Source organism: Mesorhizobium sp. M0923 (assembly GCF_040319365.1).
GTDB lineage: Bacteria > Pseudomonadota > Alphaproteobacteria > Rhizobiales > Rhizobiaceae > Mesorhizobium.
Genome location: NZ_JAMYNW010000001.1, coordinates 189,362 through 214,068 on the forward strand (window position 1 = coordinate 189,362; position 24,707 = coordinate 214,068).

Below are 24,707 nucleotides of genomic sequence, written 5' to 3' on the forward strand. Positions count from 1 at the left end.
ATCAGCCCGTGAGGCGCGCACGAAACAACGTGGAGCCGTCCGTCAGGCGCGACCTGGAGATATCCCGGAATCCAGCCTCGGTCATCCATGCGCGATACTGACCTTCAGTGTACGATTCGCCGTGGCGATAGAGGTTCAAGAAGGTGAGATTCAGAAAGACACCCTCAGGCGGGCCGAGGCGGTCGTCATCGACGACACCCCACCCCGCAATTGCGATCTCGCCTCCGGGTGTGAGGCAACGCGCCGCGTTCAGGATCGAACTGCGCGCCTGGTCCGGCGGAAGGACCTGGACGACGGCCTTCAGGATCGCCAGGTCGTGCCGACCGATCGATGGTGCGACAGTTATGTCCCCCTCTTCGACAACCACGTCGTCGGCACCGTATTCTGACAGGATATCTGGCGCGACCGCTGCCACCGTTGGGAGTTCCATCAGCGTCGCCGCAATCTGCGGCCGCCGCTCGCGAAGTCCGACGAGAATGGTCCCGGAGCCCCCGCCGATGTCGATCACCGAACCGATCGCAGAGAGGTCCATCTCCCGGGCCAGATGTCGGCCGAAAATCACCCCGCCCGGTGCGAGCAGGCGGCTGAAGGCCGCCGCGGCCTCGGGCCCCGCTTCGGAAAAGTCGTGCAGCGCAGCCGGCCGGTTCTGTCGCAGCGACTCTGCGGTCAGCAGGTCGGCTCCCCAGAGCTCGCGCAGGAGCGCATGATCGCCGCCGCGGTAGGTCGGTTTGGACGCGTCGAGGAAGGCCGACGCTTCGGCTCCATTGCGAAATTGACCATCCTTGACTTCGAGGAGACCGATGCTGGCGAGCGCGTAGAGGAGCCGCGACAGACGATCGGGCTCGACTTTGAGCGCGGCCCCAAGGCTGTCGGCAGTCACCGCGCTGCCGCCGAGCCGGGTGAAGATGCCGAGGTCCAGCCCGGCGCGAAGCGCCAAGGCGGGGGGCACCGCTGCGATCAGGTTGTCGATCCGATCAGAATCCACCATGCCACATTCCCTTCCGCGATCCAGAACCGACTTTGAGCTCAACTTGCTGGTTACACCGCATATGTGACACTTCCGTTCGGCATGTCCGTCCACCAGTTTGGTGACAGACCCTCTCTTTATCGAAGGAGAAACACAAGGCCTTCCACCGGCGCCGGCGACAATGGCCTCTTCCGTTCGAAGGAGATCGAGGCGGCGCTCGCCGGAAGCTTCGTGGCCTCGGCACTGGCCGGCGTTAAAGTCGCGGCGGATAATTTGATGAGCGACATGAATGGTCGGCCGACTACCGCGCCAGTCTCGTGGCTGCCGCCAACGCCTGAGACCACCGACCTTCGGTTTTGGGAACGGGGCCTTAACGGCCCTTTTCTGTCCGTCCCGTACTTCGGGCGTGTCGTTATCTCGCACTTGCACAAAGTTCTGGTGCGCTGCAATATAGCTGGAGGAATGCGGCCTCCAGCCCGCCTTTCGCAGAAGGGACCGGCATGACGGACATCTCCGCGGCGCGTCTTGTCGTGTCCAGGCCTGTCGCCGATAGCTCGGCAAGAACCAGGCTTGCCTATCTCGACGGCTGGCGTGGCCTGTCGATCGCGCTGGTGCTGATCGGCCATTTCTTCCCCGTTCCCGGCATCAATCTCGGCGTCCTGGGCGTCGAATTCTTCTTCGTGCTCAGCGGCCGGCTGATGGCCGAGATCCTGTTCGTCGAACACTATCCGCTGAAGAAATTCTTCAAGCGCCGGTTCTCCCGCATCTACCCGGCACTGATGGTTTTCGTCGTCGCCGCGGTGGTTGCCTTGTCCGGCACATTCATCGCCTTCAAGTGGAAGGCGGCGCTGACGGCGCTGACGTTCACTTACAACTACGCCGGAATTCTCGTCACCCGCGCCGGCGCGCTCGACCATATCTGGTCGCTCTGCGTCGAAGAGCACGCCTATGTCATCCTGGCGCTGATCGGCGTCGTCGTCTCGGGGCAGTCCCGGGTCATCGTGCTGCTCGGCGCATTGTCGGTGCTGGCCATGGCAAACGGCGCCATCTCCTACTGGGTGCTCGGAATAGGCTACGAGTCCACCTATTGGCGCACCGACGTGCACATCGCCTCGATCCTGCTGTCAGCGGTGATATGCCTGCTCAAGGCCGACGACAGGCTGCCGGCGCTGCTCAAGGGCCCACATGTCGCCCTGGCGGCCGCTGTCGTGGCGGTTCTAGTGTTCATGGCTGCCGTGCCAACCCCGATCCACTATCTGGTCGCGGTGCCGCTGTTGGCCCTCGCCGTCAACTCGCTCGACTTCAGCAGTTGGTACCTGACCGGGTTTCTATCCTCCCGGCCGATGACGATGCTGGGGCTGTGGTCGTATTCGCTCTATCTTTGGCAGCAGCCCTTTTATCAATTCGTCGACATACAAGGCAGTTCGCCGTGGCTGATGTTGGCGGCGGCGTTCGCTTGCGCTCTGTGCAGCTACTACATCGTCGAAAAGCCGACCCGCTCCTGGCTGAACCGCAATTGGTAGGGCGAGGCGGCTGCCGTTCAGCCGGCGATCCGTCTTAGATAATACCGCACGGCTTTCTTGCCGCCGTGGATTACCGCGTCGCCCACTTCCATGAAGCCGAGTGCCGCGTGGAAGGCGTCCGAAGCCGGATTGGGTGGCTCGGCATTGACCTCGCAAGTGACGATCGCCTGGCCGGCGCGTGACGCCTGCTCGAACAGATCCTCGTACAGCCGGCGGGCATGACCCCGGCCGCGCGCATTGGCGCCGACCACGACGCGATCGACATAGACGAAGCGCGGATAGCGCTCGCGAAACCACAGGAAATTCGGGCTGTCGTAGCTTGCGTCCTGGTCGAAGGTCATGATGAAGGCTTCGAGTGCACCGATACGGCGCGCGTAAAACGCTTCGCCAAGCAGGAAGGAAAGGCGCTCAGGTTCGAGCCATGATAATTCCGCAGCGTGCTCGTTGTTGAGCGCGAGGATTGCGGGCTCATCCCGCGGCAAAACCAGCTCGATCGGCAATCGCGTTTCAATCATTTTCTTTCTTCTGTCTTCCAGGATCATGCCCGGGCAGCGGCGATGGTCGCCGCCACCAGTACCTCGTCGGTCACGGTGTTGCGGTATTCGCGGTCGAGGTCGGTGCCGCCCATACCGACTTTCGGGTTGCGATAGCGCATGGCGCTCGGCACGTCCCTGAGCGCGGCGAAGTGCATTTCGCTCACCCCGGTTTTCCTCCGCACCTCGGCAATGTTCTGCGGGTCAAGCCCGCCGCAGCCGAGGATGATGATGCGGTCGCCAGCCTGCCTGACCAGATCGGCGAGCAGGTCCGCGCCCTCCAGCGCCGTGTCGCGCTGGCCGCTGGTCAGCACACGGCCGACCTTGCAGCGGATCAGCGATTCCAGTGCCTCGGTCGGGTCGCGGGTCATGTCGAAGGCGCGGTGGCAGGTGACGTTCAAGCTCCCCGCTGCCTGCGCCAGTTCGCTCATGCGCTGCTCATCGATCGTGCCGTCGGCAGCGAGGCAGCCGATAACGACACCGGCGACGCCAAGCTCGGCAAGCGCTCGGACATCGGCGAGCATCGAACGATATTCGGCCTCGCTATAGAGAAAATCGCCGCCACGCGGCCGCACGATGACGTGGAACGGGATCGTCGCTAATTCAAGCGCCGTGCGCACGGTGCCGAAGCTCGGCGTGATGCCGCCCTCGACCAGGCTGGCACAGAGCTCGACACGGTCGGCACCGGCGGCTTGCGCGGCCAGCAGGCCGTCTATGCCTTCGACGCAGATCTCGATCAGCGGCAGGCGAGGGCGTTCGGTCTCGGTCATGGGCGATCCGTTGATGATTTCAGCTGGCCAGCGGTAGCATCGGGCACGGTGCCTTGAAAGCCGGAAGTGTGGGCTCAATGTGCTTGCGGGCGCGCCTGCCATTCCGCCGCTTGACACATTCATAACTTAAGCGTTATACGTAACTCATAGCTGATGGGTTATTGGTTCTCATGGAGAGCGCGTTGTTGAATAGCCCAGCCAAACCGCAAACAACGGGTCCCAAGTCATGACTGAAGCAACCACAATCGAAACCAAATCCATTGTCGTCGAGCGTCTGATCCCGCATGCGGCTGAAAAGATATGGCGCGCACTGACCGTGCCGCATCTGGTTGCCGAATGGCTGATGGAGAACGACTTTGCGCCTGAGCAAGGCCATCGCTTTACCTTTCGCGCGACGCCGGTGCCTGGCTGGTCCGGCGTGACGAACTGCGAGGTGCTGAAGATCGAGCCGCCACGCCTGCTCGCCTACAGCTGGGGCGACGGCACCGAATCCGACAGCGGTCTGAAGACCGTGGTGACATGGTCGTTGACGCCCGAAGGTAAAGCGACGCGGGTGCGCATGGAGCATTCCGGGTTCCGGTCCGAGGACGAGCGCGGCTACATCGGCATGGGAAGCGGTTGGCCGCGCATTCTCGAGCGGCTTGAGCGGGTGACTGCCTGGCAAAGCTGAATATCCCGGCGCTCGCCTTGCCGCAACGCGGCGGCCGGCGAACTGACAGAACCAAGAAATATCGAGACCCCGGATGTTCGTCGTCCGGGCTTGAGAAAACACGCCCGAAGGAGACCACTATGCAAGCACGATTGAAAAACCCGGTGATGCTCATTCCTGGCGCTCTGCAGGCGCTGCTCGCGCTGGACAAGTCGACGGAAACGGCCGATCTGTCCTATGTGACGCGCAAGCTCGTCCATTTGCGCGCCAGCCAGATCAACGGATGCAGTGTCTGTATCGATATGCATGCACGCGAATTGAAGAAGGCCGGTGAAAAGGATGAGCGCGTCTTCACCGTGTCGGCCTGGCGGGAAACACCTTACTTCACCGACGCCGAGCGCGCCGCGCTGGCGCTGACCGAGGCGGCGACCCGGTTAGCCGACCGGCCAGACCCGGTGCCGGATGCGGTCTGGGATGAAGCCGCCCGGCACTATGACGAAAAGGCGCTTGCCGCACTGGTCGTCCAGATTGCCCTGATCAATGCGTTCAACCGTCTCAACGCAACCACCAGACAGATGGTCGGCGCCTAGGGCTGAACGGGGCCGGGTTCTCGCAAAGCCACATCAGATCCGCAGCTTGTGAGAATTCGCGCGCACGAAGTCGATGAAGGCCCGCAGCTTCGGCGGTACCAGGCGGCGGCTGGGATAATAGAGGTGGAGCGGCTCGTAAGCGGGACAGAAAGGCTCCAGCACCTTGACCAGCGCGCCTGAGGCAAGAAGCGGCGCGGCGAGCCCCTCGACCGCGAAGGCGAGGCCAAGCCCTTGCGCGGCAGCAGTAATGCACAGCGGAAGCGTGTTCACGACCAGACATGCGTCCGGTGTGAAAGCGACTTCGCGTTCATCCACGGTGAACTCCCAGGGCGAGATCGCGCGGGTGCGGGTGAGGGCGAATGCGATGCAGCGATGGGCGGCGAGGTCGGCCGGCCGCTTCGGCGTGCCGTTGCGCGCCAGATAGTCCGGGCTGCCCACCACGACCATCTGCAGGGGCCCGCCCAGGCGCGCGCCGATCATATCTTTCTCGAGAAGCTCGCCGATGCGCAGGCCGGCATCGAACCCCTCGGCGGCGATGTCGACGAAGCTGTCGTCGAAGATCAGATTGAGCCGCACTTCTGGATAAGCATCCATGAACGGCCGCATCAATGGTTCGATCAGCAGCGGGGCGGCGATCCAGGGCAGGCTGAGGCGCAGCGTCCCGGCAGGACGATCGCGGGTCTCGCGCAGCGCCGCACCAGCCGCCCAGATGTCTTCGGCTGCCGGGCGCACATGGTCGAGGTACTGGGCGCCTGCCTCGGTCAAGCCGACGCTGCGGGTCGTGCGGTTGAGCAGCCGCACCCCCAGGCGCTCCTCGAGCCCCTTGACGGCCTCGCTCAACGAGGCCGGAGCGACGCCGAGCTCGGCGGCGGCGTGGGTGAAGCTTTTGGCCTCCGCAACTTTTACGAAGGCGACGATGCCGCTGAATTGGTCGAGACGCATTGTAAGGATTTTCCAAATAGCCCTGTCGAACTCTACTGGTTTTTCCGGCGAACAAAAGGCGTCATGTTGGGTCCGAAGAACGGACCTCGCTGTTGCGATGGCCCGAACGGGCAAGGAGACAGGACCGATGACCAGGCTCGCTTTACTCGCCGCCGGCGCTCTGCTGGCGGTGTCTGCCGCCCCGGCGAATGCCGGGCCGCTGGAGGACAGCAACATCCAGCTCATCAAGGACTACTACGCAGCTTACGCGACCGGCAATCCTGAGGCCGTGCGGCCCTTCCTCGCGCCCGACATCGTGTGGCGCATTCCCGGTCATCATCCGCTCGCCGGCGACAAGCGCGGGCCGGACGAGGTGGTCGCCTTTTTCCGCGGCCTGGCCGATGGCAAGTTCAAGGCCGAGCCGATCTTCTTCCAGGCGCAGGGCGACCTCGTCGTCGATGTCCATCGCGGCTGGTCGAATGTCGGCTCAGGTCCCGAGATCGACCAGCTCTATGCGCTGATGTTCCGCATCAAGGGCGGCAAGATCGCCGAGGCACAGAATTTTTTGACCGACATGTATCAGTCGGACGCCTTTTACTGGGCGCATTACCCGCTGAAGCCATTGCCCGGCCGACTGGCTGGCGAGCGCTGAGACGGCGGTCTTTCTTGCAACGCGCCGCGCTTCTCACTCCAAGCCAAAGGAGACTTGCGATGCTTAAAACCCTGACACTTGCTGCAGCAACCGCCGTGGCGCTCGCCGCCTCCAATGCCTTCGCCGCACCGCGCATCGAGCGCGTCGCTTTCGCCTCGAACGGTGAGCAGATCGTCGGCGAGCTCTATCTGCCGGAGGATCTGGACGCGGCGAAACTTCGGCCCGCGCTGGTCGTGACCGGCGCCTGGATGACGGTAAAGGAACAGATGCCGGCCCGCTATGCCCGCGAGATGGCCGACCGCGGTTTCATCGCCTTGACCTTCGATTTTCGCGGCTGGGGCGAAAGCGGCGGCGTGCGCCGCCAGTACGAGGATCCTAACGCCAAGATCGCCGACATCGAAGCGGCGGTCGCCTATCTCGCGACCCGGCCCGAGACCGATCAGGACCGCATCGGCGGGCTCGGCATTTGCGCCAGCTCCGGCTACATGGTCACCGCTGCGGCCGAAAACGCCGCGATCAAGTCGGTCGCCCTCGTTGCGCCCTGGTTGCAGGATGCCGAAGTGGTCGAGCAGACCTATGGCGGCGGGGACGGTGTCGCCAGGCTCGAGGCCGCGAGCGATGCGGCCGAGGCGGAATATCGCCGCACCGGCAAACAGGCATTCCTGCCCGCTGCTAGCTTGACCGACGAGCGCGCGGTCATGTTCAAGGTGCCCTACTACACCGAACCCGATCGCGGCATGCTCCCGGCCTGGCGCAACGAGGCCGATCCCGCCTTCTGGCGCGGCTGGTTGAGGTTCGATGCAATCCAGGCTGCTCCGCGCCTGCACCAGCCTTTTCTGATGGTGCATAGCGAGGCGGCTGCCATTCCGCAGGGCGCGCACAAGTTCTACACGCGGCTGACCAGTTCCAGGCAGGAGCTGTGGCTAGACAATGTCACCCAGTTCGATTTCTACGATCGTGCCGCGCCGGTGAAGGCGGCGAGTGATGCCGTCGCCGCGCACTTCCGCGCGACGCTGGGCGGTGCAGGGGAGGCGGGACAATGAGCCTCGTCACTCGCCGGCATGTCCTGGCCTCGGCGGTTTCCGTTGCGATGATTTCCGCCGTCTCGGCGCCCGCCTCGAGCGCATCGGGAGATACGCTGACGGTCGAAGACAAGATCGCAATCGCCGAGGCAGTTGCCGGGATCGGCCTCTATGCCGATCTGCGTGAGTGGAACCGGGTCAGATCCTATCTCGCGGCCCGTGTCACGACCGACTATACCAGCCTCTTCGGCGGCGAGGTCACGACCAGCGGCCGCGACTCCCTGATCGCCCAATGGCAAGCGCTGCTGCCGGGCTTCGACGCCACCCAGCACCTCATCACCAACGTCATTGTCGAAGGCGCGGATAAGCATGCGGTTGCACGCAGCCATGTCCGCGCGACCCACTGGATCGGTTCCCGGTTCTGGACGGTCGGCGGCAGCTATCTACATCGGCTGGTGCGGACGTCGGAAGGTTGGCGCGTCAAGGCAATCTCCATCCGCCGCTTGTACGAAGAGGGAGATCGCGCCGTGCTGGCCGCCGCTGCCGACCGGGTGAAGGCGGAGGCCAAATGAGTGTTCGGATTTGCGCATGCCCGGTCGCGCGGCGAGGTTGCTCGGAGCAACGGCAACGTGAATATTGATCGAATGTCGGGGCGGGCTTGGCGCATGCGGCATTAGTGCCGCCAACCGCGGAGACAGGACATGACCCTTTCACTGCAGGAGGTTTCGGATCGCCTTGAGATCGAACAGCTGCTTGCCCGCTATTGCTACGCGGTGGACGATCGCGACTGGGAAGCCTATCGGAAAATATTCACGCCCGACGCCGCGCTTGACGACACTGTAACAGGTGGAATCAGGAGCGGTGTGGGTGAGCATGTTGCTTATATGAAAGGCGCCCTATCGAAGATATTGATCTCGCAGCACGCCATTTCGACAATCCTTCTTGATCTCCGAGGGGATGAGGCCAGCGCGCGCGTGCATTGTTCATGCCCGATGGTGGTCGACCTCGGCGAAGGCAAAAGGCAGGTCTTCTTCCAAGGGCTCTGGTATCGCGACCGCGTCGTACGCACGTCCGAGGGCTGGCGCATAAGTGAACTTGTCGAGGAGGGCTATTGGAATCACAATTTGCCGGAGGGGTTCACGTTCTGACGTCTGTTACGCGCTGTGCTGGATTCGCCACGGACGCTGTTTTCAGACGTGGCAGCTACTGGCGCAACACCGTGTTCTTGGTGCCTTCTTCGACCTGGTCGATAACCAGCAGCTTGACCGGTTCGGCGCCGACATTGGTCGCCTGATGCCATTGCCCGATCATCTCGATGATGAAATCACCTGTTTGATAGGTGTTGCTCTTGCCGGTCTCGACATTGGTGACCTGAAGCGTGCCGGCCTCGACATAGGCGTAACGCGGAAATGGATGCTTGTGGACCGGCAAGGTGGCGCCCGGCGCGATCTGATAGGCCGAGACCAGGACCTGCACGTTCTTCTGCGGCAGCGTGATCGGCTGGCCGGACGCAGTCTCGGTGCGAGAGGCAAGCGGGGTCACGACAACCGGCGTCCCGCTGGCGTCCAGCGCCTGGGCGTTGTTTGCAAACAGTGCAGCCGCGAGCAGCAGCGTCGGCGCCAAGATTATTCGCATGATTCCCCCCGAGCTGCGTCAGCATTGCGCAGCACGCATTGGCGCGCAAGCTTGTCTGTTGAGGAGCGCCTTATCCAGCTCTTCTAAACATGCCCGGCGTCATGCCATGCATGGCCCGGAACGTACGGGAGAGATGGCTCTGGTCGGCGAAACCTGCCGCGATAGCGGCGTCGGCGAGGCCAAATCCCTGTTCGATCAGCGCGCTCGCCCGGCGCAATCGCCGGTCGCGGATATAGGCCACCGGCGTCAGGCCGATCGCCTTGTTGAAGTCGCGGATGACCTGGAACCGGGTCACGCCACCCGCACCGGCAAGCCGCTTGAGGTCGAGCTGCGAGCCGAGCTCGCTTTCGACAAGGTCGCGATAGAGCGAAAACCTCCGCTGCGATCCGGAGCTTTCGACCTCCTCGGCCTGTCCGCTCGAGTCGCCATGCCGAACGATCAGCCGTCGCAGCGCCACGAGCAGGGACGTCTCGGCCGTCATTGTGTCTGGGGATGTCGAGCCCTGGTGTGCTGCCGTCAACGCTGCGGCGAGATTGTTGTCTTCGATAGTCGCGCGCGAAAACACCGGAGCGCCGTGCCAGCCGAGTTCGCGGGCAAGTGCGGTCATCAGCGGCACCGAGGGATAAAACGTCCGGTAGGCCCAGCCTTCGTCCGCCCCGCGTTCGCCGTCATGCCACTCCTCTGGATTGACGACGGCAATGGCGCCTGCCGGAGCAAGAACGCTTTGACGGCCGATGCGAATACGCTCGCAGCCGGAGGTAATCAGGGCGATCACATAGGTCGGGTGCGTGTGCAGGTCATAACGGTGCTGGGTGAAGCGCGCCTCGAACAGGCCAAGGTCGGGGAAGCACGGATGGCGCCAGTATTTCCCGGTCTCTGCCGCTTGGTTTGTCTTTGCCATGGTCAATCCGGTTCAAGACGCTTTTCGTCGGGCCTTCTATGGCTGGCAGGACCAAACCGCGCCGCCTTTGCCGGCGTGAAAGGAGGCATCATGTTGCACAATGACCCCATCGCCGCGCTGACACCAGAGGTCATAGGCTGGCGGCACCATATCCATGCCAATCCGGAGCTCGGATTCAATGAATACGAAACGGCGCGTTTCGTTGCAGAGAAACTGCGCTCCTTCGGCCTCGACGAGGTGCATGAAGGGATCGGCGGCACCGGGGTCGTCGGTGTCCTGCGCAGCGGTGGCGGCACACGCGCCATCGGCCTTCGCGCCGAGCTCGACGCGCTTCCGGTGCTGGAGAAAACCGGCTTGCTCTATGCTTCGAGGAGAGAGGGCGTGATGCATGCCTGCGGCCATGACGGCCACACCGCCATGCTGCTCGGCGCTGCCAAATTGCTCAGCGAGTCGCGCACCTTCGACGGCACCGTCACTTTCATCTTCCAGCCGGCCGAGGAAAACGAAGGCGGCAGCATGCGCATGATCGAGGACGGCCTGTTCAGGCGCTTTCCGGTCGAGGCGGTCTATGCGGTCCACAACTGGCCGGGCGTCAGGCTGGGGACGATCGCGGCCCGTGCTGGTGCGCAGATGGCGGCCGTCGACAATTTCGAGCTGACTTTCGAGGGTCTTGGCGCGCATGCCGCGATGCCGCAGCTCGGCGATGACCCGATCCTGGCAGCGGGCGCCTTCGTGCAAGCCGTCCAGCGCATCGTCAGCCGCACGGTCGACCCGCAGAGCGCGCTTGTCGTCAGCATCACGCAGATCCATGGCGGCAATGTCGGCAACATCGTGCCGGGCAAGGTCTGGCTGCAAGGCACCTGCCGCTTCTTCGAGCCCGGCCTTTCCAACCACTGCGAGACGCTGATTGGCGAGATCGCACAAGGCATCGCCGCCGCGCATTCGCTCAAGGCAAGGTTCGACTACCGGAAGGGCTATCCGCCACTGATCAACACCGCGGACGCGACGGCCCGCGCCGTCGAGGCGGCGGCATCCGTCGTCGGCCGGGAGAATGTCATGACCGAGTTCAGTCTCAGTCTCGGCTGCGAGGATTTCGCTTTCATGATCCGTGAGGCGAGCGGCTGCTATGCGTGGATCGGTGCCGGCGAGGTCGGCCCGGGCGAAGGCCTGCACGGCGACCGCTACGTCTTCAACGACGAGATCGTGCCGACGGTGATGCGCTACTACGTCAACCTCGTCGAGCAGACGCTTGCCGGCAAAGTATCTGAGCTGAAATGAAGACGTCGGTCTGGGGGCCGCAGGTATTTCCCAAGTCTCGGCAAGCTTTGCAGAGGAGATAATCGACTACGTCAGAGACCCGCTATCGCAGGGCAATAGCGGGCCTAGTCCTTCTACAGCAGTTTTTCCGGCGTGATCGGCAGCTCCCGGATCCGCTTGCCTGTAGCGTCGAAGACGGCATTGGCAACCGCTGCGGCAACGCCGGTGGCGCCGAGCTCGCCGATGCCCTTGCCGCCAATCGGGCTGGCATGCTCGTCCACCTCGTCGACGAAGTGGATAATGATGTCGCCGGGAATGTCGGCGTTGACCGGAATGGCAACCCCTGAAAGGTTCTTCGACAGGAACCGCCCGAGCACCGGTTCGTGCCTGCTCTGCTCCATCGCCGCCATGCCCCAGCCCCAGATGATGCCGCCCGTCATCTGGCTGCGTGCGGTGCGGGGATTGACGATGCGGCCGGCGCTGTAGCTGCCGACGGCGCGACGAAGCCTGAGCAGGCCGAGCCCCGGATCGACGCCGACCTCCATGAAAATCGCGCCGAAAGTGCGCATGGCGAGGCCTTTGCCATGCTGCGCCGGATCGAACGAGCCGGAGCCGATGATCTCGCCGATGTCGGTATGACTCATCACGTCGGCGATCGTCTGACCGCCGGCAGCGCCTTTGCGGCGAATATGGCCGTCTTGCATCTCGACCTCGTCGGGCGGCAGATTGGCAAGACGGGCAAGCTGCGAACGTGCATCTTCGGCGGCTGCAAGCACCGCCGCGCCCACCCCCATGGTCGACGATGAGCCATAGGTCGGACCCGCCTCCGGCAGCTGTGTATCGCCCATTTCCAACTCGATCCTCTCCATCGGCAGGCCCAGGACATCGGCTGCGATCTGCGGAAAGATGGTGAGTGTTCCGGTCCCTATATCCTGGGTGCCGGTGCGGATGAGCACCGTGCCGTCCCTGTGCAACCTGACCTCGGCTGCAGGCGTCGGGTTGCGGAAACAGCCCATGCTGCAGGTCGCCATGCCGTAGCCGATCAGCCAATCGCCATCGCGTTGCGGCTTGCGCGGGCGCTCGCGCCAGCCGAACAGGCGGGCGCCTTCCTCATAGGCCTCGCGCAGCTTCTTCGACGACCAGGGCTGGCCGGTGGCCGGATCCGTGTCCGCATGGTTGATCAGACGCAGGTCGAGCGGATCGATGCCGAGGCGGTGGGCGAGCTCGTCCATCGCGCTTTCGAGGGCCCAGGTGCCGGGACCCTCGACCGGCGCGCGCAGCGCCGTCGGCATGGCGACGTTCGCGCGCTCGACGCGCTGGCTGAGACGCATGGCCGGCGTGGCGTAGAGACCCTTCGAGGCTTCGGTGGCGAACTCGACGAAATCGTCGGTGACGGTGGTCAGGTTGACCACGTCCTGTTGCACGGCGGTCAGCTTGCCCGACTTGTCCGCCGCCAGCACGATCTTCTGTGCCATGCGCGGCTGATAGCCGAGACAGGAATAGGCATTGGCGCGGCTGAGCGCCAGCCTGACCGGGCGCTGCATGATGCGCGCCGCGGCGGCGGCCAGCACCTGATGCGGCCAGATCCAGCCCTTGCCGCCGAAGCCGCCGCCGGTATGGCGGGAAATCACGCGGACCTTCTCGGCCGGGACATTCATGCGGGCCGCAACCACCTGGCGGACACCGTAGACGTGCTGCGTGGCGTCGTGCAGCGTCAGCTCTCCGTCGTTCCACTCGGCGAGCGTCGCCGAGGGCTCCATGGCGTTGTGATGGCGCGACGGCTGCAGGTAGACGGCTTCGACCATGGCGGCTGCGTTGCTAAGCCCGCGGTCGACCTCGCCCTTCGTAAACGTCGGCTCCAGGAACAGAAAGCCGCTCTCCCTCGGCACGACCGCAGCCTTGTCGATTGCGGTCCATTCGGGTGGTGCCGGCAATTCCGGCTCGGCGAACTCGTAGCGCAACGAGACGCGGCGGGCGCCGGCTTCCGCCGCCTCCAGTGTCTCGCCCAGCACAATTGCAAGCGGCTGGCCCTCGTGACGTATCTCGTCGTTCTGCATGGGCATGAAGCTCTGCGCCGCCGGCGGACCTTCGGCGTGCTGCGTCTGCGTATCCGGCTCGGCCCTTGGCGATGCGAACCGGCCGAATTTGGGCATGTCCTCATGCGTGAGCACGCGCACGACGCCTTCCTCGGCGAGCGCGTCGTCGACCATGATCGACGTCACGCGGCCGGCGGGAACGGGCGCGGTCACCAGCACTGCATAGAGCAGGTCGGGGGCAAAATAGTCGGCCGCATAGCGGGCGCGGCCGGTAACCTTGACGCCGCCGTCAGGGCGGGCAACAGGCTGGCTGATCATCATGACGGCACCCTCGCTGCTCTTTCGATCGCCCGCAAAGCGGCGGTCTTGGCCAGTTCGATCTTGTAGGCGTTCTGCGACAAGGGACGCGCTTCGGCGAAGGATTGCTCGATAGCGGTGCTCAACGCCTCGCGATCGCCGACATCGGCACCGGCGAGCCGCTCCTCGGCGGCGCTCAGCCGCCACGGCCGCAGCGCGACGGACCCCAGCGCCAGGCCAGCCCGACGAATGGTCCGGCCGTCCATCTCCAGCACCGCGGCGGCGGAGACGATGGCATATTCGTAGGATTCGCGCTCGCGCACCTTGAGGTAAGCCGATCGCGGCGCCGGTGCCGGCAGCTCGATTGCCGTGATCAGTTCGCCTTGCTGCAACACATTGTCTGCCTCGGGCCGCGTGTCGGGAAGCAGGTGGAATTCGGCTGCCGGAATGCGCCGGCCGCCGCTGCGGTGCGCGGTGACGATGACTGCATCAAGTGCTGCCAGTGCCACCGCCGGGTCGGATGGCTGGGTGGCGATGCAATCCTCGGTCCAGCCGAATATCGCGTGATTGTCGTTGATGCCATGCAATGCCGAGCAACCGGAGCCGAGCCGACGTTTGTTGCACGGCAACTGCTCTTCGGCACGGAAATAGGCACAGCGCGTCTTCTGCAGCAGATTGCCGCCTATCGTTGCGAGGTTTCTCAGTTGCGGCGACGCCGCGTTGAGGATCGCCTGGCTCAACACCGGATAGTCGCGCATGACCAACTCGTGCTGCGCGACGTCGTTGAGATGCGTCAGCGCGCCGATCCTCAAGCCGCCGCCGGGCAGTGCCTCGATCTGATCCAGCCCGTCGAGGCGGGAGATATCGATGATCCGCGCCGGCCCGGCAATGCCAAGGCGCAGCCAGTTGAGCAATTCGGTGCCGCCGGCGAGAAAAGCGCTGTCCGGCGCCGCTCCGGCCGCGATCGTTTCGCCCAGGCTATCGGCGCGCGCATAGACGAATGGGGTCATTGGCTCGCCCTCCCAGCCGCTGCGCGCACCGCCTCGACGATTTGCGGATAGGCCGAGCAGCGGCACAGATTGCCGCTCATCCATTCGCGGATCTCGGCGTCGGAGCCGGTATGTCCCTCCTCGATCAGCGCCGCCGCCGACATCACCTGTCCGGGCGTGCAGAATCCGCACTGGAAACCATCATGATCGATGAACGCCTGCTGCACGGGATGAAGCGCATCGCCGTCCGCCAGGCCCTCGATCGTCGTGACCTCGCGTCCCTCGGCGGACACGGCCAGTATCATGCAGGCATTCACACGCCGTCCGTCGAGATGCACGGTGCAGGCGCCGCACTCGCCGAAATTGCATCCCTTTTTCGTTCCGGTCAGATGAAGCCGCTCGCGCAACAGGTCGAGCAGCGTGACGCGGGGATCGAGATCGGAAAGGCTGTGGTCCTCGCCGTTCACCCGCAACCGCAGTAGGTGCCGATCGTGGAAGTCCATTGGGGGTACCTCGAAGCACATGCCGTCCTAGTCGCAGGGACTCGTCCAGCAATCAGCCGCCCACCTGTCGAGGCGAAATAGGGCGGTCGATTTCGGGGGAAAGGCACTGCCGGTCACGGAAGGCGAAAAACGTTTGGGACCCCGCACGGGATGCGCTGAGAATGCCACGCCGCAAAAAGTGCACCGTCACCGTAATTCGTGGCCGCCTGTGTATCCTGCTGGCCACCTGTGCTGCATTCAAGTTAGTGAAACACGCAATCAACGAGCTAAAAGATAGATATGATGCCAGGGTTAACCGTTTCGTAGCCTAGGCGCGGCTCAAACTTGTCTTTGGGGATTGCGCCGGAGACAGTTCCGGTTGAACGGTAATCCACCTCTGTCTTCTTCTTTTTCTTGATCGTGCCTGACAAATCGGCACAGAGTTGCGCTGTCCCTTTTCTGGCTACCACCTTTTTCTCGTGCGCAACGGCGGCGGTGGATCCGGCAATCACAATTGCCGCGCACACGATGGCCAATCTCATCGAATTTCCTCCCCCAAGCGCCGGCCTAAGCCGCGGTCGATCTACCGACGCTGGGGCCGAAGCTCAGGTCGGCATCTTGGCCGAAGCGCATTATCACTGAGCCGATTGGCTCTGGCGCGTTATCAGCCTCTTTCAGGTAAAGCGTCTTCCTTCATTTGAGTGAAATCGAGCGATGGTTTCCCTTCGAACGCAGAATTACGGTGACAGTGCGCTTTCGCTACATTGGCCCGCTGCGGGCCTCAGCTGGGTTAACCAGCTTCCTGGGCGGAGCATGGGCCTGCTCAATTGTGTTTTGACTATTTGGCTGCACGGGCGCGTAAAATATCCGGTTCGCCCAGTTGTGGGCGGGAGGATAATGTTATGAAGATGAATCGACGTAATGCTCTCGCCCTTGGTGCCACCTCGTTGTCGACCCCGCTATTGGTTGCATTGCCGACTCCGGCAGCGGCCAAGACCTACGGTCCGACTGATGGCAAAGAGATTTTTCCCGGCGTTCGGCTCGTCGAACTGGGAACACGAGACTCCCATATCAAGGGGTACAAGAAAATCGCGATGGAAGACGTCGTGTATCAGCCAAAGGGATCTAGCCCGCTGGGGGATGTCATGGCCGACGACATGGTCTGCACGGTCACTGAAGGCGAGCTGCAGGTCACGGCCGGGGATATGCAGTTCACAGCCAAGGAAGGCGATGTATGGAGCTGCGGCAAGGGTAGCACGAAGGAGGCTGCTACGAACAACGGGACAGTGGTCGCCGTGATGCGGGTGATTAACCTCAAGGCTGAATAAAGCCAAGTTGGCGATCGTGGGCGCAATCCGCGCCCGGGTGGAATCTTGCGGGTTAGCGATCTAACCGGCCAGCGCCATTCCAGTGCCAACGCCGATGGCAGAGGCCCATTAGAAGCTTCCCGGCCAGATCGATGGCCAAGACGCGGATGGCTCCCCAAACGTCTGCACGGGGGGCCTTATCGCGCTGGCAAGATCGTCAAACGTCGTTTCCATTCCTGGAGTCTAGATCAACACCGGGAATCTCTGAATTCCCCTGTTTGTTGTCCGCTAATTCAGCATGTCAACGCAGCGGCTTCTTGCGCTTCGGCGGCCTGTACTTCTCGACCAGCCTGACCTTATCAATATCGCAAGCATCATTCGAACGAACACTTTTCGTCCACGAGGAGGGAAGGGAATGCGGTCGGTGGCGCTCTCAATACCTACACATAGCCGGCCGTCAGCAGTGGTGACGATGGCACAGTTCGCGGAGCCGGTTGCCGTTAAAAAATGTCGCGTTCGCGGAAGATATTTCGGATAACGCACCCACCTAGAAAGTACGGCAACTGCTTTCCTTGTGCCTCGCATAAGGCCTCAGCTGGGTTAACCAGCTCCCTGCGCGTCATTTGCCGATATAGGCGGCCAGCTCGTCAGGCGTCCCCATGGGAAAGGCCTGTTTCAGATGGTCGAGGAATGCGGAGACGCGGGCGCTCAGCAGCCGCCGAGAGGGATAGAGCGTCCACAGGGCGATGTCGGGTCGATCGAGATCCCCCCAATGTACCAGTGTTCCGTCCGCCAGATCATGGCTCACCAGCGACACAGGTAGGCGCGCCGCGCCGACGCCCGCTCGTACCGCATCCCGGACCATGATGAGTGACGACAGCGCAAGGACCGGCTCGATCGCGATTGTTGACCGGCCAGTGGGCGTCTTCACGTCCCAAGCCCCTCGATCGGCTGTCGAACGCATGACGGCCGGGGTCGCCAGACCGTCCGCCGGCCGGGCGAGGTGAGGACTTGCCACGACCACCAGTCGATCACGCAGAAAGGCTCGCCCAACGAGGCTCTCATCCGGATCCGGATTGACCCGGATCACCAGGTCAAATCCCTCTTCGATCATGTCGACGGCGCGGTCTTCGGTCGTGACCTCGAGCCTTACCTCCGGGTATTTCAGGGCGAAGCCGGCAGCGATCTTCCCCATCGCGGTCTGTGAGAACAGCACTGGGGCGCTGATCCGCAACCTGCCTCGCGGCCTTTCGCCGCCTGAGGCGATCGCGGCCGCTGTCTCTTCGAGCTCGGAAAGCAACCGGCCCGCGCGCTCGAAAAGCGCACGTCCTTCTTCCGTCAGCTTCAACGCGCGGGCGCCACGCTCGAACAGCCGTAGATCCAGACTGGCCTCCAACTCCGCCACGCGTCGGGACAAGGTTGCCTTCGGGCGCCCGGCAGCGCGGGCGGCCTTACCGAAGCCCCCGTGGCGGGCGACCAGATTGAAATCGGCAAGGGCAAGTAGATCCATATGTTCCACCAATGAGACGGCGTGTCCAAATATAACGCCTACCGACACAAATGTGGATCACTAATTTCTGAGCAGCCATCCGGCTCAACTCAGGAGTAACCCCATGACCATTCTCGTTACCGGCGCGACCGGCAATGTCGGCCGCAACGTAGTCGAACAGCTCGTGAAGCGTGGCGCCCATGTGCGCGCTTTGGTTCGCGATCCCTCCAAGGCCAATTTCCCCACTGGCGTAGATGTCGTGCAGGGCGACCTGCTCGATGTCGATTCCCTGCGCAAGGCGTTCTCCGGCGTCTCCACCCTTTTCCTGCTGAACGCGGTGGTGGCCGACGAATACACCCAGGCGCTGGTAGCGCTGGCCGTTGCCCGTGAGGCCGGCATCGAGCGGATCGTCTACCTGTCGGTGATCCACAGCGACATCTACGTCAATGTGCCGCATTTCGCGGGCAAGTTCGGCGTCGAGCGGATGATCGAACAGATGGAGCTCAACGCCACCATCCTGCGGCCCGCCTACTTCATGGACAACGACATCACGATCAAGGACGTGGTGATCGGCTACGGCATCTATCCGATGCCGATCGGAGCCAAGGGCATCGCCATGATCGACGCGCGGGACCTGGGCGAGATCGCCGCGATCGAACTCCTCCGCCGTGAGCAGGCCGCCGCGCCGCTCCCGCTCAATCGCATCAACCTGGTCGGCCCCGACACGCTGACTGGCACGGACGTCGCAGCGATCTGGACGGACGTCCTCGGTCGACATATCGCGTATCCCGGCGACGACACCGCCGGCTTCGAGCAGAACCTGCGGCAGTTCATGCCGAGCTGGATGGCCCTCGACATGCGCCTGATGGCGGAGCGCTTCCTCACGGACGGCATGGTCCCCGATGCCGGCGATGTCGATCGGCTGACCGCGCTGCTGGGCCGGCCGTTGCGCTCCTATCGCGACTATGCGGCCGCAATTGCCGTCTGAGCCCCATCACCGACGTTCTGTCCAGGAGACATATCATGATTTACTCGACCGCTACCGTTCCGGTGAATCCCCGAGGCGAGACCAAGCTGACCCGTGCGCAGATATGGCAGGGCCTGGAACTCAAGGCGCGCGACGCCCGCCTGTTCCTGCCCGCAGGCCTCTGCACCCGTTGCGACGTGGAGGAGAGCGCGACCCACTTCGTGCGCGAAGCTATGATCGCCGGTACTGATCTGCGCGAGATCGTGACGCTTGAGCAGGAAGCAAGGTCACCTTCTTCCAGGCGACCGGTCCGCGCGAAGGCGCGGAAATCGCCTTCATAGCTAGTGGTCGGGTCATTCACATCAGTTGCGCCAACGGCAATTGCAACCAGCTGGTGAGCGAGCTGCTTTATAAGCACGGACGAAACGCAAAGCCAGTCCGTCAAAACGCGGGTGTAGATGACGTACTGCTTCACGGCTTTGTCCAGTTCAAGCGTTGTGCCTGACAAAGTGGTGGCCGAAGCATTGTCTAACGTCAACGTTCGTTGTGCTTGACAAGAACCGCAAGATTGAATGGAGGGGCACTGTTTGGTCTGACGGCGAGCCGAGTAGCGACGAGCCTCGCATGGGCCTGGTCCATCCCGCCAAAGTCGAAAGTAGGGTGTTCGTTGCGGGAACGGAAGGTCGACGCTGCGGAAGGGGGCATGGGGTCTTCGCGCGAGCGGGTTATCCGATCCCCCGCTCAGAAATTTCTACCAAACATTCCTGACGGTTACGGCCCGAGCATTGTACGGTTCTTACATCCTGTTGATGTCGGTCAGGGAGAGAGTACTGTCGTCTCTTCGGCGTGCCCCTCGGGGATGGTCGGATGAGTGTCGTTCAAAGTGTCAGTCCAATTCTACATCAGGCTATTGCTGCACTCCTGAACGGGGCGGCTCGCGGAGACATTGTCTCGATCAAGGCTGCAATAGAACGAGTCCGCGTGACTGCGCCTAATCTGCGGGCATCTGACGAAGAGCTAACTGAGGCTATCCTTGAGGTAGCTTCCGCCACTGGCCTGTTCGTGTGTTTCGACGGCCGGGAGTAGCTCTCAGCCACGCGCCTCACTAATCCGCCTAACGTTCCCCCCCAGCATTCCAGGAATTTTGCTCATTGTGGCCCCGCGAGAGGGGGCGCGCGGTCCTGCTTGATCTTCGTAATTAGCAGGAACAAATCCGCTCGCGGTGCAGTTCGGTCCTTTTAAGCATGCAGGCCCGAACATGGCTGAAATCGATAAAGCCAAACAGAAGGTTATTGCCGAAGTTGTGCGGCGGTGGATCACTTCAGAGGTAATCCGCAATTACCTTCGCAACCTGCTAAATCTGCCTGTAGAAAGGGGAACTGCCGGCTGAGCAAAGGTATTTGCTGGAGGAACTTGATAGGGCCGACAAAGAGTGACGTATGGCCCCCCACTGGTTCAACCCTCCGGTCCCCGTCAAGACACAGCGTACCGGGATCATTCGCAACGTCAACAACGCCGAGACAGCCGGCGAGGAGCTGATGAAGTGGACCAAGCGTGGCCCTTGCTGGGACCTCGCGGTGCGCGTTTGCATGGCCGTGATATTCGACGAGATGGAACCCGAGGAGGCCCGCAAAGCATTCCTGGCTGCCGCGATGGAGGAGGGGACGTTAATTCCCCCAACGACAAATAGCTAAATTGTTTTGCGGTATAAGGTTCTATGTGTCTCTGACCAACACCGCCTTCCAGAAAGGAGCCCGCCGCCGGTGAGGGACAGGCGACGGACCCCCCTCAGCGGCTGCATCCACGAAGACTCGACCGCTGCAAGTTCTAACCCCGCGAGGGCCTACATCGTTCCCTACAACCTGGGTTGGTCGGCAGGCTTGTGCCGCTCTAAGTTCCCCTTATGGCAACCCATTGGTTCTCCCCTCCGGTTCCTGTGACGACTGACCGTGCCGGTATGACCCGGAACGTGAACAACGTCGAGGCAGCCGGACAGGAGCTGATGAAGTGGACCAAGCGTGGCCCCAAATGGAACCAAGCGGTGCGCGTCTGCATCGCCTGCATTTCCGACGAGATGGAACCTGAGGAGGCACGAAAGGCATTCTTGGCTGCTGCCGAGGAGGAGGGGTGCTGCGCTCGTCTGATTAGGGCCGAATGTGCCAGTTACCCGAGCCCAGTACCCAAACATTCCTGATCCCTAATGCAACCATTCCCTGATCTCCGAGTTGCGCGACAGGCGGGGAAGCTCGGTCGACATGACAAAGCGCGACAAAGCTGGGCATAAGTCCCTTGCAGACGCCGTTCGGGAGTTGATCGGAACCGAAGACAATCGTCGTCATGTACACAAGCTGTTTGGGCCAGTCGAAACAGAGCTGACCCCAACCCTAGCTTCATTACTTGAGGCGATTGGTAAGGCCAGAGACGACGAAACTCCCTAGCCGCTCTAAGTTCAGCCTCATGGCAACCCTCGGCATTGGCGCCGACTTGCTGGAGCTTTTCATGAAGGCCCGCGATGCAGGCTGAGCCGGACGAGGAAGATCAGCGCCCTGACCTACCGTTCCAGGGCGGGCCTCGGGTAAGGCATTTCAAATTTAAAAGGAACGTCGGTTAATACCCCTCGGCGTCAGGCTTGACAGCGGTCCCATGTCGATTGTGAGTGCCGCCTTCCTCCTCTATGCGTGTGATCTCGCTGGCAAGCTCGATCTGCTGACCTCTCTTGATCTTGGACGTGCTGTCCACGATGGAATGCGGGAAGCCGTAGCTCGGAATCGAGACGCTTGCCCGGTCCTCAGTGACCCGCCTACGTATCGTGGCCGTGATCGCAACCAGTGCCCCGCGCCAGACGCTTGAGCCTGGAGCGGACGGCGCCTAGTCAAGATGTTGCTAATATACATCGGCCTGCAAGCTTCGCCGTTGGCGAGGCGGCCCAGCGGCTTGGTTGCGGGGGGGACGGCAGCTAGAGGCCGCTGGGCCTTGACGACCAGCGAGCTTAAGAGGAGGCCCTGTGCTGGCTGGTCAAAACCTTGCGCTTAGGGCAACGGAAAAGCATCATTCGAACGAACACTTTTCGTCAACGAGGAGGGAAGGGAATGCAGTCGGCGGCGCTTACCCATTACATAGCCGGCCCTCAGCAGTGGTGACGACTGACACAGTTCGTGGAGTGGCGAGCGGAATCGTCGCTCAGCAATCACATTCTTCCACGATAGGGAATCCCAGACGCAGTGACCATGGTCTTGGCGTTGTCAAAACCGTGGTGTCAGCCAAAACAATGAAAACGCCGGAGCCTTGAAAATACTGGCTCCCCGGGCCGGACGAAACCGCGAACTATGAGCTGCCGATTCCTCTCAAAACTGCGCCGCAGCCCGCCATCAAGACTCGCGAGCGTGACCGGGAGCGCGCCGAGCGCCTCCGATCAACCGGTGGGCCAAAACCATCTTTGAGGCAACGGGCAGTCGCACTCGCGAAGGAGGGCGTTGTGCGCACACACGATCTCACAGACATCGGCGTTCCCCCTGTTATCTAACCCGGATGTGCGAGGGAGGGGCCGCTAATCAAGGTTCGCTATGGAGTCTAGTGAGCAGCAGACGGGGAGGCGGCATAATTACCTTATGCGCGCCTGTCGGAACAACGTGATTGCGGCAAGGAGCGGACGTTGCCCCGCCTATGCGGCTTGCTCACTCTAGCGTCGGGGCGGTCCGCAGACCGTTGAATCGAAAAATCGCTACGAAGCCCACGGGCAGACCTTAGCCTCCGGCGCTGAGCATTTCGACGATTGTTAAATCCAAAGAATCACCACAGGACGGTGGCCGTCGAGCGAGTTTTTAGCAGCCCATTTCCGCAGCCTCTTAATGTGCAACTTGGGAAGCTGCCGACATCAATTCCTCGGGATTCGGCGCTCTGAAGGTGTTGAGCCCATCCTCCAGAACTTCAGTGAAGTTCCAGCGTACGATGCCCGCCCGGTCGATTAGGAACTGACCGACAAGCTGCGCCTGGCTGGAAGCCATCGCCTGCTGATCGACTTCCGTAATCTCATAACCTTCCTTCTTGTTAAGAAATTCATTCATTGCCATGACGTCCATAGGCTCGGGCAACTCGCCCGGAAGATGGAACGGTATCGCCATGACCGTGTCCATCCCGACCTCGCGCAAGCCGAAAGCACGGTGCGAGGCTCGCTCCGGGTCGGATGCGGCGAGAAGATCGGGTGCCGGGTGGTAACGGAAATAGAGCCGCGCCCGCTCGACCGGCGTATTGACCACAGCCAGGCATTCGACGCCTTTCTCCCGCAGGGCCGGCTTAAGTTGCGCCATCGCCGCGACATGGCGCCGGCAGAACGGACAGTGCAGGCCTCGGAACAAACCGATCAACAACGGGCTACGGCCTCGAAAATCATCGAGCGCGATCTTGCCTTCGCGTGAGATCGCATTGAGCACAACATTCGGTGCGCTGTCGCCCGGCTGCAGCGGGCGGTCAACACTACTCGTAGACATGGACAACCTCCTCGCCGCGATCAGTCAGGGAAAGCAGCACACCCAGCGGAGGCGATCAAGTGCTGGGGGCGAAAGCTTCCTGTGCCAAGGCAATAGCTTTCGACCTCTGCCATATTGCCGAGGTCGAGATTACGCGCGTTGCAAGCCCATCATAACACGAAAAAGCATCTGCGTCGCCAGTCCTGCGATCGGCTTGCGAAGAATAGGCGGGGGCGGGCCAGGCCGCTATTCTGCGCTTGATTTCATCTGTCCTCAATGCTCTGACACGAGATCGATGCGTAGGGAAAAATCGCACGCCGGCGTGCAAAATCGCGACTTGGCGTAGAAAAGGCGATGGCTCCCCGGGCCGGATTCGAACCAGCGACCAACCGGTTAACAGCCGGTTGCTCTACCACTGAGCTACCGGGGAACAGAGGCTCTCATGTGAGTGGGGCAGCCTATAGCAAACCCGTTTCGGCTTTGCAAAGAAGCATTTCGCATTTTTTCGGTGCTTTTTGGCGCAGGGCTTTCTGGCAATGGCCGGCGAGCACCCTCATATGAGCTGTCTCTCGCCTGTCGGGGAACGGAAAAGGCCGTTGCGGCTTTCTCCGGCTGATGGTGCTACTGATGCAAACGGATCGACATTTCACATGACGGCAATGAGCGACGAACAGCCACCGGCCCGGAAAATCTCGGTCTTCGGCCGCCAGTTCACCATGCCGCGCTCGCGCGGCCTCAGGATTGCGATCGGCGTCGTGCTGATCATCGGCGGCATTCTCGGCTTCCTGCCGATCCTTGGGTTCTGGATGGTGCCGATCGGATTGCTGGTGCTCTCCTACGAATTCGCATTGGTGCGCCGTCACCGGCGCCGTTTCGTCGTCTGGTGGGAGCGGTGGCGGCGGCCGGACTGAGATTGCCCTGCTGACGGGCCGCTAGCCGGAAAATGCCGGAGGACGGCGTGCTCCGCCTATGCATTAGCTTCTGCATTACCGAGGTTGGTCGAAGCAGCTTTCCAGGCGTTCGCAAAGCTCCTTGAGGACGGCGGTAGCCGATGCGAGCCGCGCAGGGTCGCGCGGCGGCAGGCTGTTTGCGCCTTCTATGCTGAGGCGGTCGATGGCATAGCGCACAAGCTCTGCAGACTGCGACAATCCGCGCGGAGTGCCATCTTCCGTAGCTGCTCGACGCATGGCGGACCCTCCTATCTGCCCAACGTGGCCGCCGGTATCGGGTTCCTCTCGCCGAGAATCGTGCTTA

At 62.4% G+C, this 24,707-nt stretch carries 26 protein-coding genes, 1 tRNA gene and 1 pseudogene; 15 read left to right on the plus strand and 13 right to left on the minus strand.

The genetic code is table 11. The annotated features are described in order from the left end of the window. Position 1: 1 nt before the first annotated feature. Positions 2 to 988, minus strand: a complete 987-nt coding sequence (locus tag NKH89_RS00885) for a methyltransferase (RefSeq protein WP_352484221.1) — start codon at positions 986 to 988, stop codon at positions 2 to 4. A 479-nt stretch (positions 989 to 1,467) separates the two neighbouring features. On the opposite strand from NKH89_RS00885, the gene NKH89_RS00895 reads away from it, so the two are divergent. After that, a complete protein-coding gene (locus NKH89_RS00895; RefSeq protein ID WP_023720021.1) occupies positions 1,468 to 2,490 on the plus strand; it encodes an acyltransferase family protein in 1,023 nt (340 codons plus the stop codon). Positions 2,491 to 2,507: 17 nt separating this feature from the next. On the opposite strand, the gene NKH89_RS00900 is transcribed toward NKH89_RS00895, so the two are convergent. Both NKH89_RS00900 and NKH89_RS00905 read right to left on the minus strand, forming a co-directional pair. Further along, positions 2,508 to 3,005: a GNAT family N-acetyltransferase gene (locus NKH89_RS00900; protein ID WP_023720022.1), complete on the minus strand. Its 498-nt coding sequence runs from the start codon at positions 3,003 to 3,005 to the stop codon at positions 2,508 to 2,510. A gap of 23 nt (positions 3,006 to 3,028) precedes the next feature. Beyond that, positions 3,029 to 3,793 carry a copper homeostasis protein CutC gene (locus tag NKH89_RS00905; protein ID WP_352908318.1) on the minus strand — a complete coding sequence of 255 codons (765 nt, stop codon included), beginning with the start codon at positions 3,791 to 3,793 and terminating at the stop codon, positions 3,029 to 3,031. A 226-nt stretch (positions 3,794 to 4,019) separates the two neighbouring features. Between NKH89_RS00905 and NKH89_RS00910 the strand changes: the two genes are divergently transcribed. Further along, positions 4,020 to 4,463, plus strand: a complete 444-nt coding sequence (locus NKH89_RS00910; protein ID WP_023720024.1) for an SRPBCC family protein — start codon at positions 4,020 to 4,022, stop codon at positions 4,461 to 4,463. Positions 4,464 to 4,582: 119 nt separating this feature from the next. After that, positions 4,583 to 5,032: a carboxymuconolactone decarboxylase family protein gene (locus NKH89_RS00915; RefSeq protein WP_352908319.1), complete on the plus strand. Its 450-nt coding sequence runs from the start codon at positions 4,583 to 4,585 to the stop codon at positions 5,030 to 5,032. Between the two features lie 33 nt (positions 5,033 to 5,065). On the opposite strand, the gene NKH89_RS00920 is transcribed toward NKH89_RS00915, so the two are convergent. Continuing rightward, positions 5,066 to 5,974: a LysR family transcriptional regulator gene (locus NKH89_RS00920; RefSeq protein ID WP_352908320.1), complete on the minus strand. Its 909-nt coding sequence runs from the start codon at positions 5,972 to 5,974 to the stop codon at positions 5,066 to 5,068. 127 nt (positions 5,975 to 6,101) lie between these two features. On the opposite strand from NKH89_RS00920, the gene NKH89_RS00925 reads away from it, so the two are divergent. The 4 genes from NKH89_RS00925 (at position 6,102) to NKH89_RS00940 (ending at position 8,775) form a co-directional block, all read left to right on the plus strand. Then, positions 6,102 to 6,605, plus strand: coding sequence for a nuclear transport factor 2 family protein (locus NKH89_RS00925; protein ID WP_352908321.1), 504 nt, complete (start codon positions 6,102 to 6,104; stop codon positions 6,603 to 6,605). 59 nt (positions 6,606 to 6,664) lie between these two features. Next, positions 6,665 to 7,648, plus strand: coding sequence for an alpha/beta hydrolase (locus NKH89_RS00930; RefSeq protein ID WP_352908322.1), 984 nt, complete (start codon positions 6,665 to 6,667; stop codon positions 7,646 to 7,648). Next, positions 7,645 to 8,199 carry a nuclear transport factor 2 family protein gene (locus NKH89_RS00935; RefSeq protein ID WP_352857574.1) on the plus strand — a complete coding sequence of 185 codons (555 nt, stop codon included), beginning with the start codon at positions 7,645 to 7,647 and terminating at the stop codon, positions 8,197 to 8,199. The genes NKH89_RS00930 and NKH89_RS00935 overlap by 4 nt, the downstream gene beginning before the upstream one ends. Before the next feature lie 129 nt (positions 8,200 to 8,328). After that, positions 8,329 to 8,775: a nuclear transport factor 2 family protein gene (locus tag NKH89_RS00940; RefSeq protein WP_352857572.1), complete on the plus strand. Its 447-nt coding sequence runs from the start codon at positions 8,329 to 8,331 to the stop codon at positions 8,773 to 8,775. A gap of 55 nt (positions 8,776 to 8,830) precedes the next feature. Here NKH89_RS00940 and NKH89_RS00945 read toward each other — a convergent pair whose 3' ends face one another. Further along, positions 8,831 to 9,262 (minus strand): cupin domain-containing protein, encoded by a 432-nt coding sequence (locus NKH89_RS00945; protein ID WP_352844268.1) that lies wholly within the window; start codon positions 9,260 to 9,262, stop codon positions 8,831 to 8,833. Between the two features lie 70 nt (positions 9,263 to 9,332). Continuing rightward, on the minus strand, positions 9,333 to 10,163 hold the full coding sequence (locus NKH89_RS00950; protein ID WP_352857570.1) for an AraC family transcriptional regulator: 831 nt from the start codon (positions 10,161 to 10,163) through the stop codon (positions 9,333 to 9,335). A gap of 90 nt (positions 10,164 to 10,253) precedes the next feature. Here NKH89_RS00950 and NKH89_RS00955 point away from each other — a divergent pair, with 90 nt between their 5' ends. After that, the gene (locus tag NKH89_RS00955; protein ID WP_352495402.1) at positions 10,254 to 11,441 is read left to right on the plus strand and encodes an amidohydrolase; all 1,188 of its coding nucleotides are present in this window, start codon (positions 10,254 to 10,256) and stop codon (positions 11,439 to 11,441) included. A gap of 113 nt (positions 11,442 to 11,554) precedes the next feature. Here the strand turns inward: NKH89_RS00955 and NKH89_RS00960 are convergent, their stop codons facing one another. From NKH89_RS00960 to NKH89_RS00975, 4 genes are all read right to left on the minus strand, one after another. Next, positions 11,555 to 13,777 (minus strand): xanthine dehydrogenase family protein molybdopterin-binding subunit, encoded by a 2,223-nt coding sequence (locus NKH89_RS00960; protein ID WP_352495401.1) that lies wholly within the window; start codon positions 13,775 to 13,777, stop codon positions 11,555 to 11,557. Beyond that, positions 13,774 to 14,763 (minus strand): FAD binding domain-containing protein, encoded by a 990-nt coding sequence (locus NKH89_RS00965; protein ID WP_352908323.1) that lies wholly within the window; start codon positions 14,761 to 14,763, stop codon positions 13,774 to 13,776. Before NKH89_RS00965 ends, NKH89_RS00960 begins: the two co-directional genes overlap by 4 nt. After that, positions 14,760 to 15,245: a (2Fe-2S)-binding protein gene (locus NKH89_RS00970; protein WP_031194306.1), complete on the minus strand. Its 486-nt coding sequence runs from the start codon at positions 15,243 to 15,245 to the stop codon at positions 14,760 to 14,762. The genes NKH89_RS00965 and NKH89_RS00970 overlap by 4 nt, the downstream gene beginning before the upstream one ends. 266 nt (positions 15,246 to 15,511) lie before the next feature. Beyond that, positions 15,512 to 15,766: a hypothetical protein gene (locus NKH89_RS00975; RefSeq protein WP_352791768.1), complete on the minus strand. Its 255-nt coding sequence runs from the start codon at positions 15,764 to 15,766 to the stop codon at positions 15,512 to 15,514. Positions 15,767 to 16,126: 360 nt separating this feature from the next. Between NKH89_RS00975 and NKH89_RS00980 the strand changes: the two genes are divergently transcribed. Beyond that, positions 16,127 to 16,552: a hypothetical protein gene (locus NKH89_RS00980; protein WP_023720037.1), complete on the plus strand. Its 426-nt coding sequence runs from the start codon at positions 16,127 to 16,129 to the stop codon at positions 16,550 to 16,552. A gap of 598 nt (positions 16,553 to 17,150) precedes the next feature. Here NKH89_RS00980 and NKH89_RS00985 read toward each other — a convergent pair. Beyond that, positions 17,151 to 18,041, minus strand: a complete 891-nt coding sequence (locus NKH89_RS00985) for a LysR family transcriptional regulator (RefSeq protein WP_352643186.1) — start codon at positions 18,039 to 18,041, stop codon at positions 17,151 to 17,153. Positions 18,042 to 18,144: 103 nt separating this feature from the next. On the opposite strand from NKH89_RS00985, the gene NKH89_RS00990 reads away from it, so the two are divergent. The 5 genes and pseudogenes from NKH89_RS00990 to NKH89_RS01010 all read left to right on the plus strand — a co-directional run bounded on the left by NKH89_RS00990 (position 18,145) and on the right by NKH89_RS01010 (position 21,181). After that, positions 18,145 to 19,008, plus strand: coding sequence for an SDR family oxidoreductase (locus NKH89_RS00990; RefSeq protein WP_352643184.1), 864 nt, complete (start codon positions 18,145 to 18,147; stop codon positions 19,006 to 19,008). Positions 19,009 to 19,043: 35 nt separating this feature from the next. After that, positions 19,044 to 19,318 (plus strand): annotated as a pseudogene (locus tag NKH89_RS00995) (AtaL-like protein); the annotation flags it as partial. A gap of 927 nt (positions 19,319 to 20,245) precedes the next feature. After that, positions 20,246 to 20,377: a hypothetical protein gene (locus NKH89_RS01000; protein WP_280940424.1), complete on the plus strand. Its 132-nt coding sequence runs from the start codon at positions 20,246 to 20,248 to the stop codon at positions 20,375 to 20,377. Positions 20,378 to 20,426: 49 nt separating this feature from the next. Then, entirely contained in the window at positions 20,427 to 20,681 is a 255-nt protein-coding gene (locus NKH89_RS01005) for a DUF982 domain-containing protein (RefSeq protein ID WP_023720040.1), read from the plus strand. Between the two features lie 209 nt (positions 20,682 to 20,890). Next, on the plus strand, positions 20,891 to 21,181 hold the full coding sequence (locus NKH89_RS01010) for a DUF982 domain-containing protein (protein WP_023720041.1): 291 nt from the start codon (positions 20,891 to 20,893) through the stop codon (positions 21,179 to 21,181). Positions 21,182 to 22,832: 1,651 nt separating this feature from the next. Here NKH89_RS01010 and NKH89_RS01015 read toward each other — a convergent pair. Next, the gene (locus tag NKH89_RS01015; protein ID WP_023720043.1) at positions 22,833 to 23,474 is read right to left on the minus strand and encodes a peroxiredoxin-like family protein; all 642 of its coding nucleotides are present in this window, start codon (positions 23,472 to 23,474) and stop codon (positions 22,833 to 22,835) included. 334 nt (positions 23,475 to 23,808) lie between these two features. Beyond that, positions 23,809 to 23,883: transfer RNA gene (locus tag NKH89_RS01020), tRNA-Asn, on the minus strand. Positions 23,884 to 24,103: 220 nt separating this feature from the next. Here NKH89_RS01020 and NKH89_RS01025 point away from each other — a divergent pair. Next, positions 24,104 to 24,364, plus strand: coding sequence for a hypothetical protein (locus NKH89_RS01025; protein ID WP_023720044.1), 261 nt, complete (start codon positions 24,104 to 24,106; stop codon positions 24,362 to 24,364). Positions 24,365 to 24,707: the final 343 nt, after the last annotated feature.

What these genes read in the sequence shown, in the direction of transcription:
- NKH89_RS01005 (WP_023720040.1), top strand. Translation starts at nt 20,427, where the DNA reads ATGGCCCCCCACTGGTTCAACCCTCCGGTCCCCGTCAAGACACAGCGT.
- NKH89_RS00915 (WP_352908319.1), top strand. Translation starts at nt 4,583, where the DNA reads ATGCAAGCACGATTGAAAAACCCGGTGATGCTCATTCCTGGCGCTCTG.
- NKH89_RS00975 (WP_352791768.1), bottom strand. Translation starts at nt 15,766, where the DNA reads ATGAGATTGGCCATCGTGTGCGCGGCAATTGTGATTGCCGGATCCACC.
- NKH89_RS00945 (WP_352844268.1), bottom strand. Translation starts at nt 9,262, where the DNA reads ATGCGAATAATCTTGGCGCCGACGCTGCTGCTCGCGGCTGCACTGTTT.
- NKH89_RS00985 (WP_352643186.1), bottom strand. Translation starts at nt 18,041, where the DNA reads ATGGATCTACTTGCCCTTGCCGATTTCAATCTGGTCGCCCGCCACGGG.
- NKH89_RS01000 (WP_280940424.1), top strand. Translation starts at nt 20,246, where the DNA reads ATGGCTGAAATCGATAAAGCCAAACAGAAGGTTATTGCCGAAGTTGTG.
- NKH89_RS00900 (WP_023720022.1), bottom strand. Translation starts at nt 3,005, where the DNA reads ATGATTGAAACGCGATTGCCGATCGAGCTGGTTTTGCCGCGGGATGAG.
- NKH89_RS00925 (WP_352908321.1), top strand. Translation starts at nt 6,102, where the DNA reads ATGACCAGGCTCGCTTTACTCGCCGCCGGCGCTCTGCTGGCGGTGTCT.
- NKH89_RS00955 (WP_352495402.1), top strand. Translation starts at nt 10,254, where the DNA reads ATGTTGCACAATGACCCCATCGCCGCGCTGACACCAGAGGTCATAGGC.
- NKH89_RS00980 (WP_023720037.1), top strand. Translation starts at nt 16,127, where the DNA reads ATGAAGATGAATCGACGTAATGCTCTCGCCCTTGGTGCCACCTCGTTG.
- NKH89_RS00965 (WP_352908323.1), bottom strand. Translation starts at nt 14,763, where the DNA reads ATGACCCCATTCGTCTATGCGCGCGCCGATAGCCTGGGCGAAACGATC.
- NKH89_RS00905 (WP_352908318.1), bottom strand. Translation starts at nt 3,793, where the DNA reads ATGACCGAGACCGAACGCCCTCGCCTGCCGCTGATCGAGATCTGCGTC.
- NKH89_RS00970 (WP_031194306.1), bottom strand. Translation starts at nt 15,245, where the DNA reads ATGGACTTCCACGATCGGCACCTACTGCGGTTGCGGGTGAACGGCGAG.
- NKH89_RS00990 (WP_352643184.1), top strand. Translation starts at nt 18,145, where the DNA reads ATGACCATTCTCGTTACCGGCGCGACCGGCAATGTCGGCCGCAACGTA.
- NKH89_RS00910 (WP_023720024.1), top strand. Translation starts at nt 4,020, where the DNA reads ATGACTGAAGCAACCACAATCGAAACCAAATCCATTGTCGTCGAGCGT.
- NKH89_RS00885 (WP_352484221.1), bottom strand. Translation starts at nt 988, where the DNA reads ATGGTGGATTCTGATCGGATCGACAACCTGATCGCAGCGGTGCCCCCC.
- NKH89_RS01015 (WP_023720043.1), bottom strand. Translation starts at nt 23,474, where the DNA reads ATGTCTACGAGTAGTGTTGACCGCCCGCTGCAGCCGGGCGACAGCGCA.
- NKH89_RS01010 (WP_023720041.1), top strand. Translation starts at nt 20,891, where the DNA reads ATGGCAACCCATTGGTTCTCCCCTCCGGTTCCTGTGACGACTGACCGT.
- NKH89_RS00960 (WP_352495401.1), bottom strand. Translation starts at nt 13,777, where the DNA reads ATGATGATCAGCCAGCCTGTTGCCCGCCCTGACGGCGGCGTCAAGGTT.
- NKH89_RS00940 (WP_352857572.1), top strand. Translation starts at nt 8,329, where the DNA reads ATGACCCTTTCACTGCAGGAGGTTTCGGATCGCCTTGAGATCGAACAG.
- NKH89_RS00935 (WP_352857574.1), top strand. Translation starts at nt 7,645, where the DNA reads ATGAGCCTCGTCACTCGCCGGCATGTCCTGGCCTCGGCGGTTTCCGTT.
- NKH89_RS00930 (WP_352908322.1), top strand. Translation starts at nt 6,665, where the DNA reads ATGCTTAAAACCCTGACACTTGCTGCAGCAACCGCCGTGGCGCTCGCC.
- NKH89_RS00920 (WP_352908320.1), bottom strand. Translation starts at nt 5,974, where the DNA reads ATGCGTCTCGACCAATTCAGCGGCATCGTCGCCTTCGTAAAAGTTGCG.
- NKH89_RS00950 (WP_352857570.1), bottom strand. Translation starts at nt 10,163, where the DNA reads ATGGCAAAGACAAACCAAGCGGCAGAGACCGGGAAATACTGGCGCCAT.
- NKH89_RS00895 (WP_023720021.1), top strand. Translation starts at nt 1,468, where the DNA reads ATGACGGACATCTCCGCGGCGCGTCTTGTCGTGTCCAGGCCTGTCGCC.
- NKH89_RS01025 (WP_023720044.1), top strand. Translation starts at nt 24,104, where the DNA reads ATGACGGCAATGAGCGACGAACAGCCACCGGCCCGGAAAATCTCGGTC.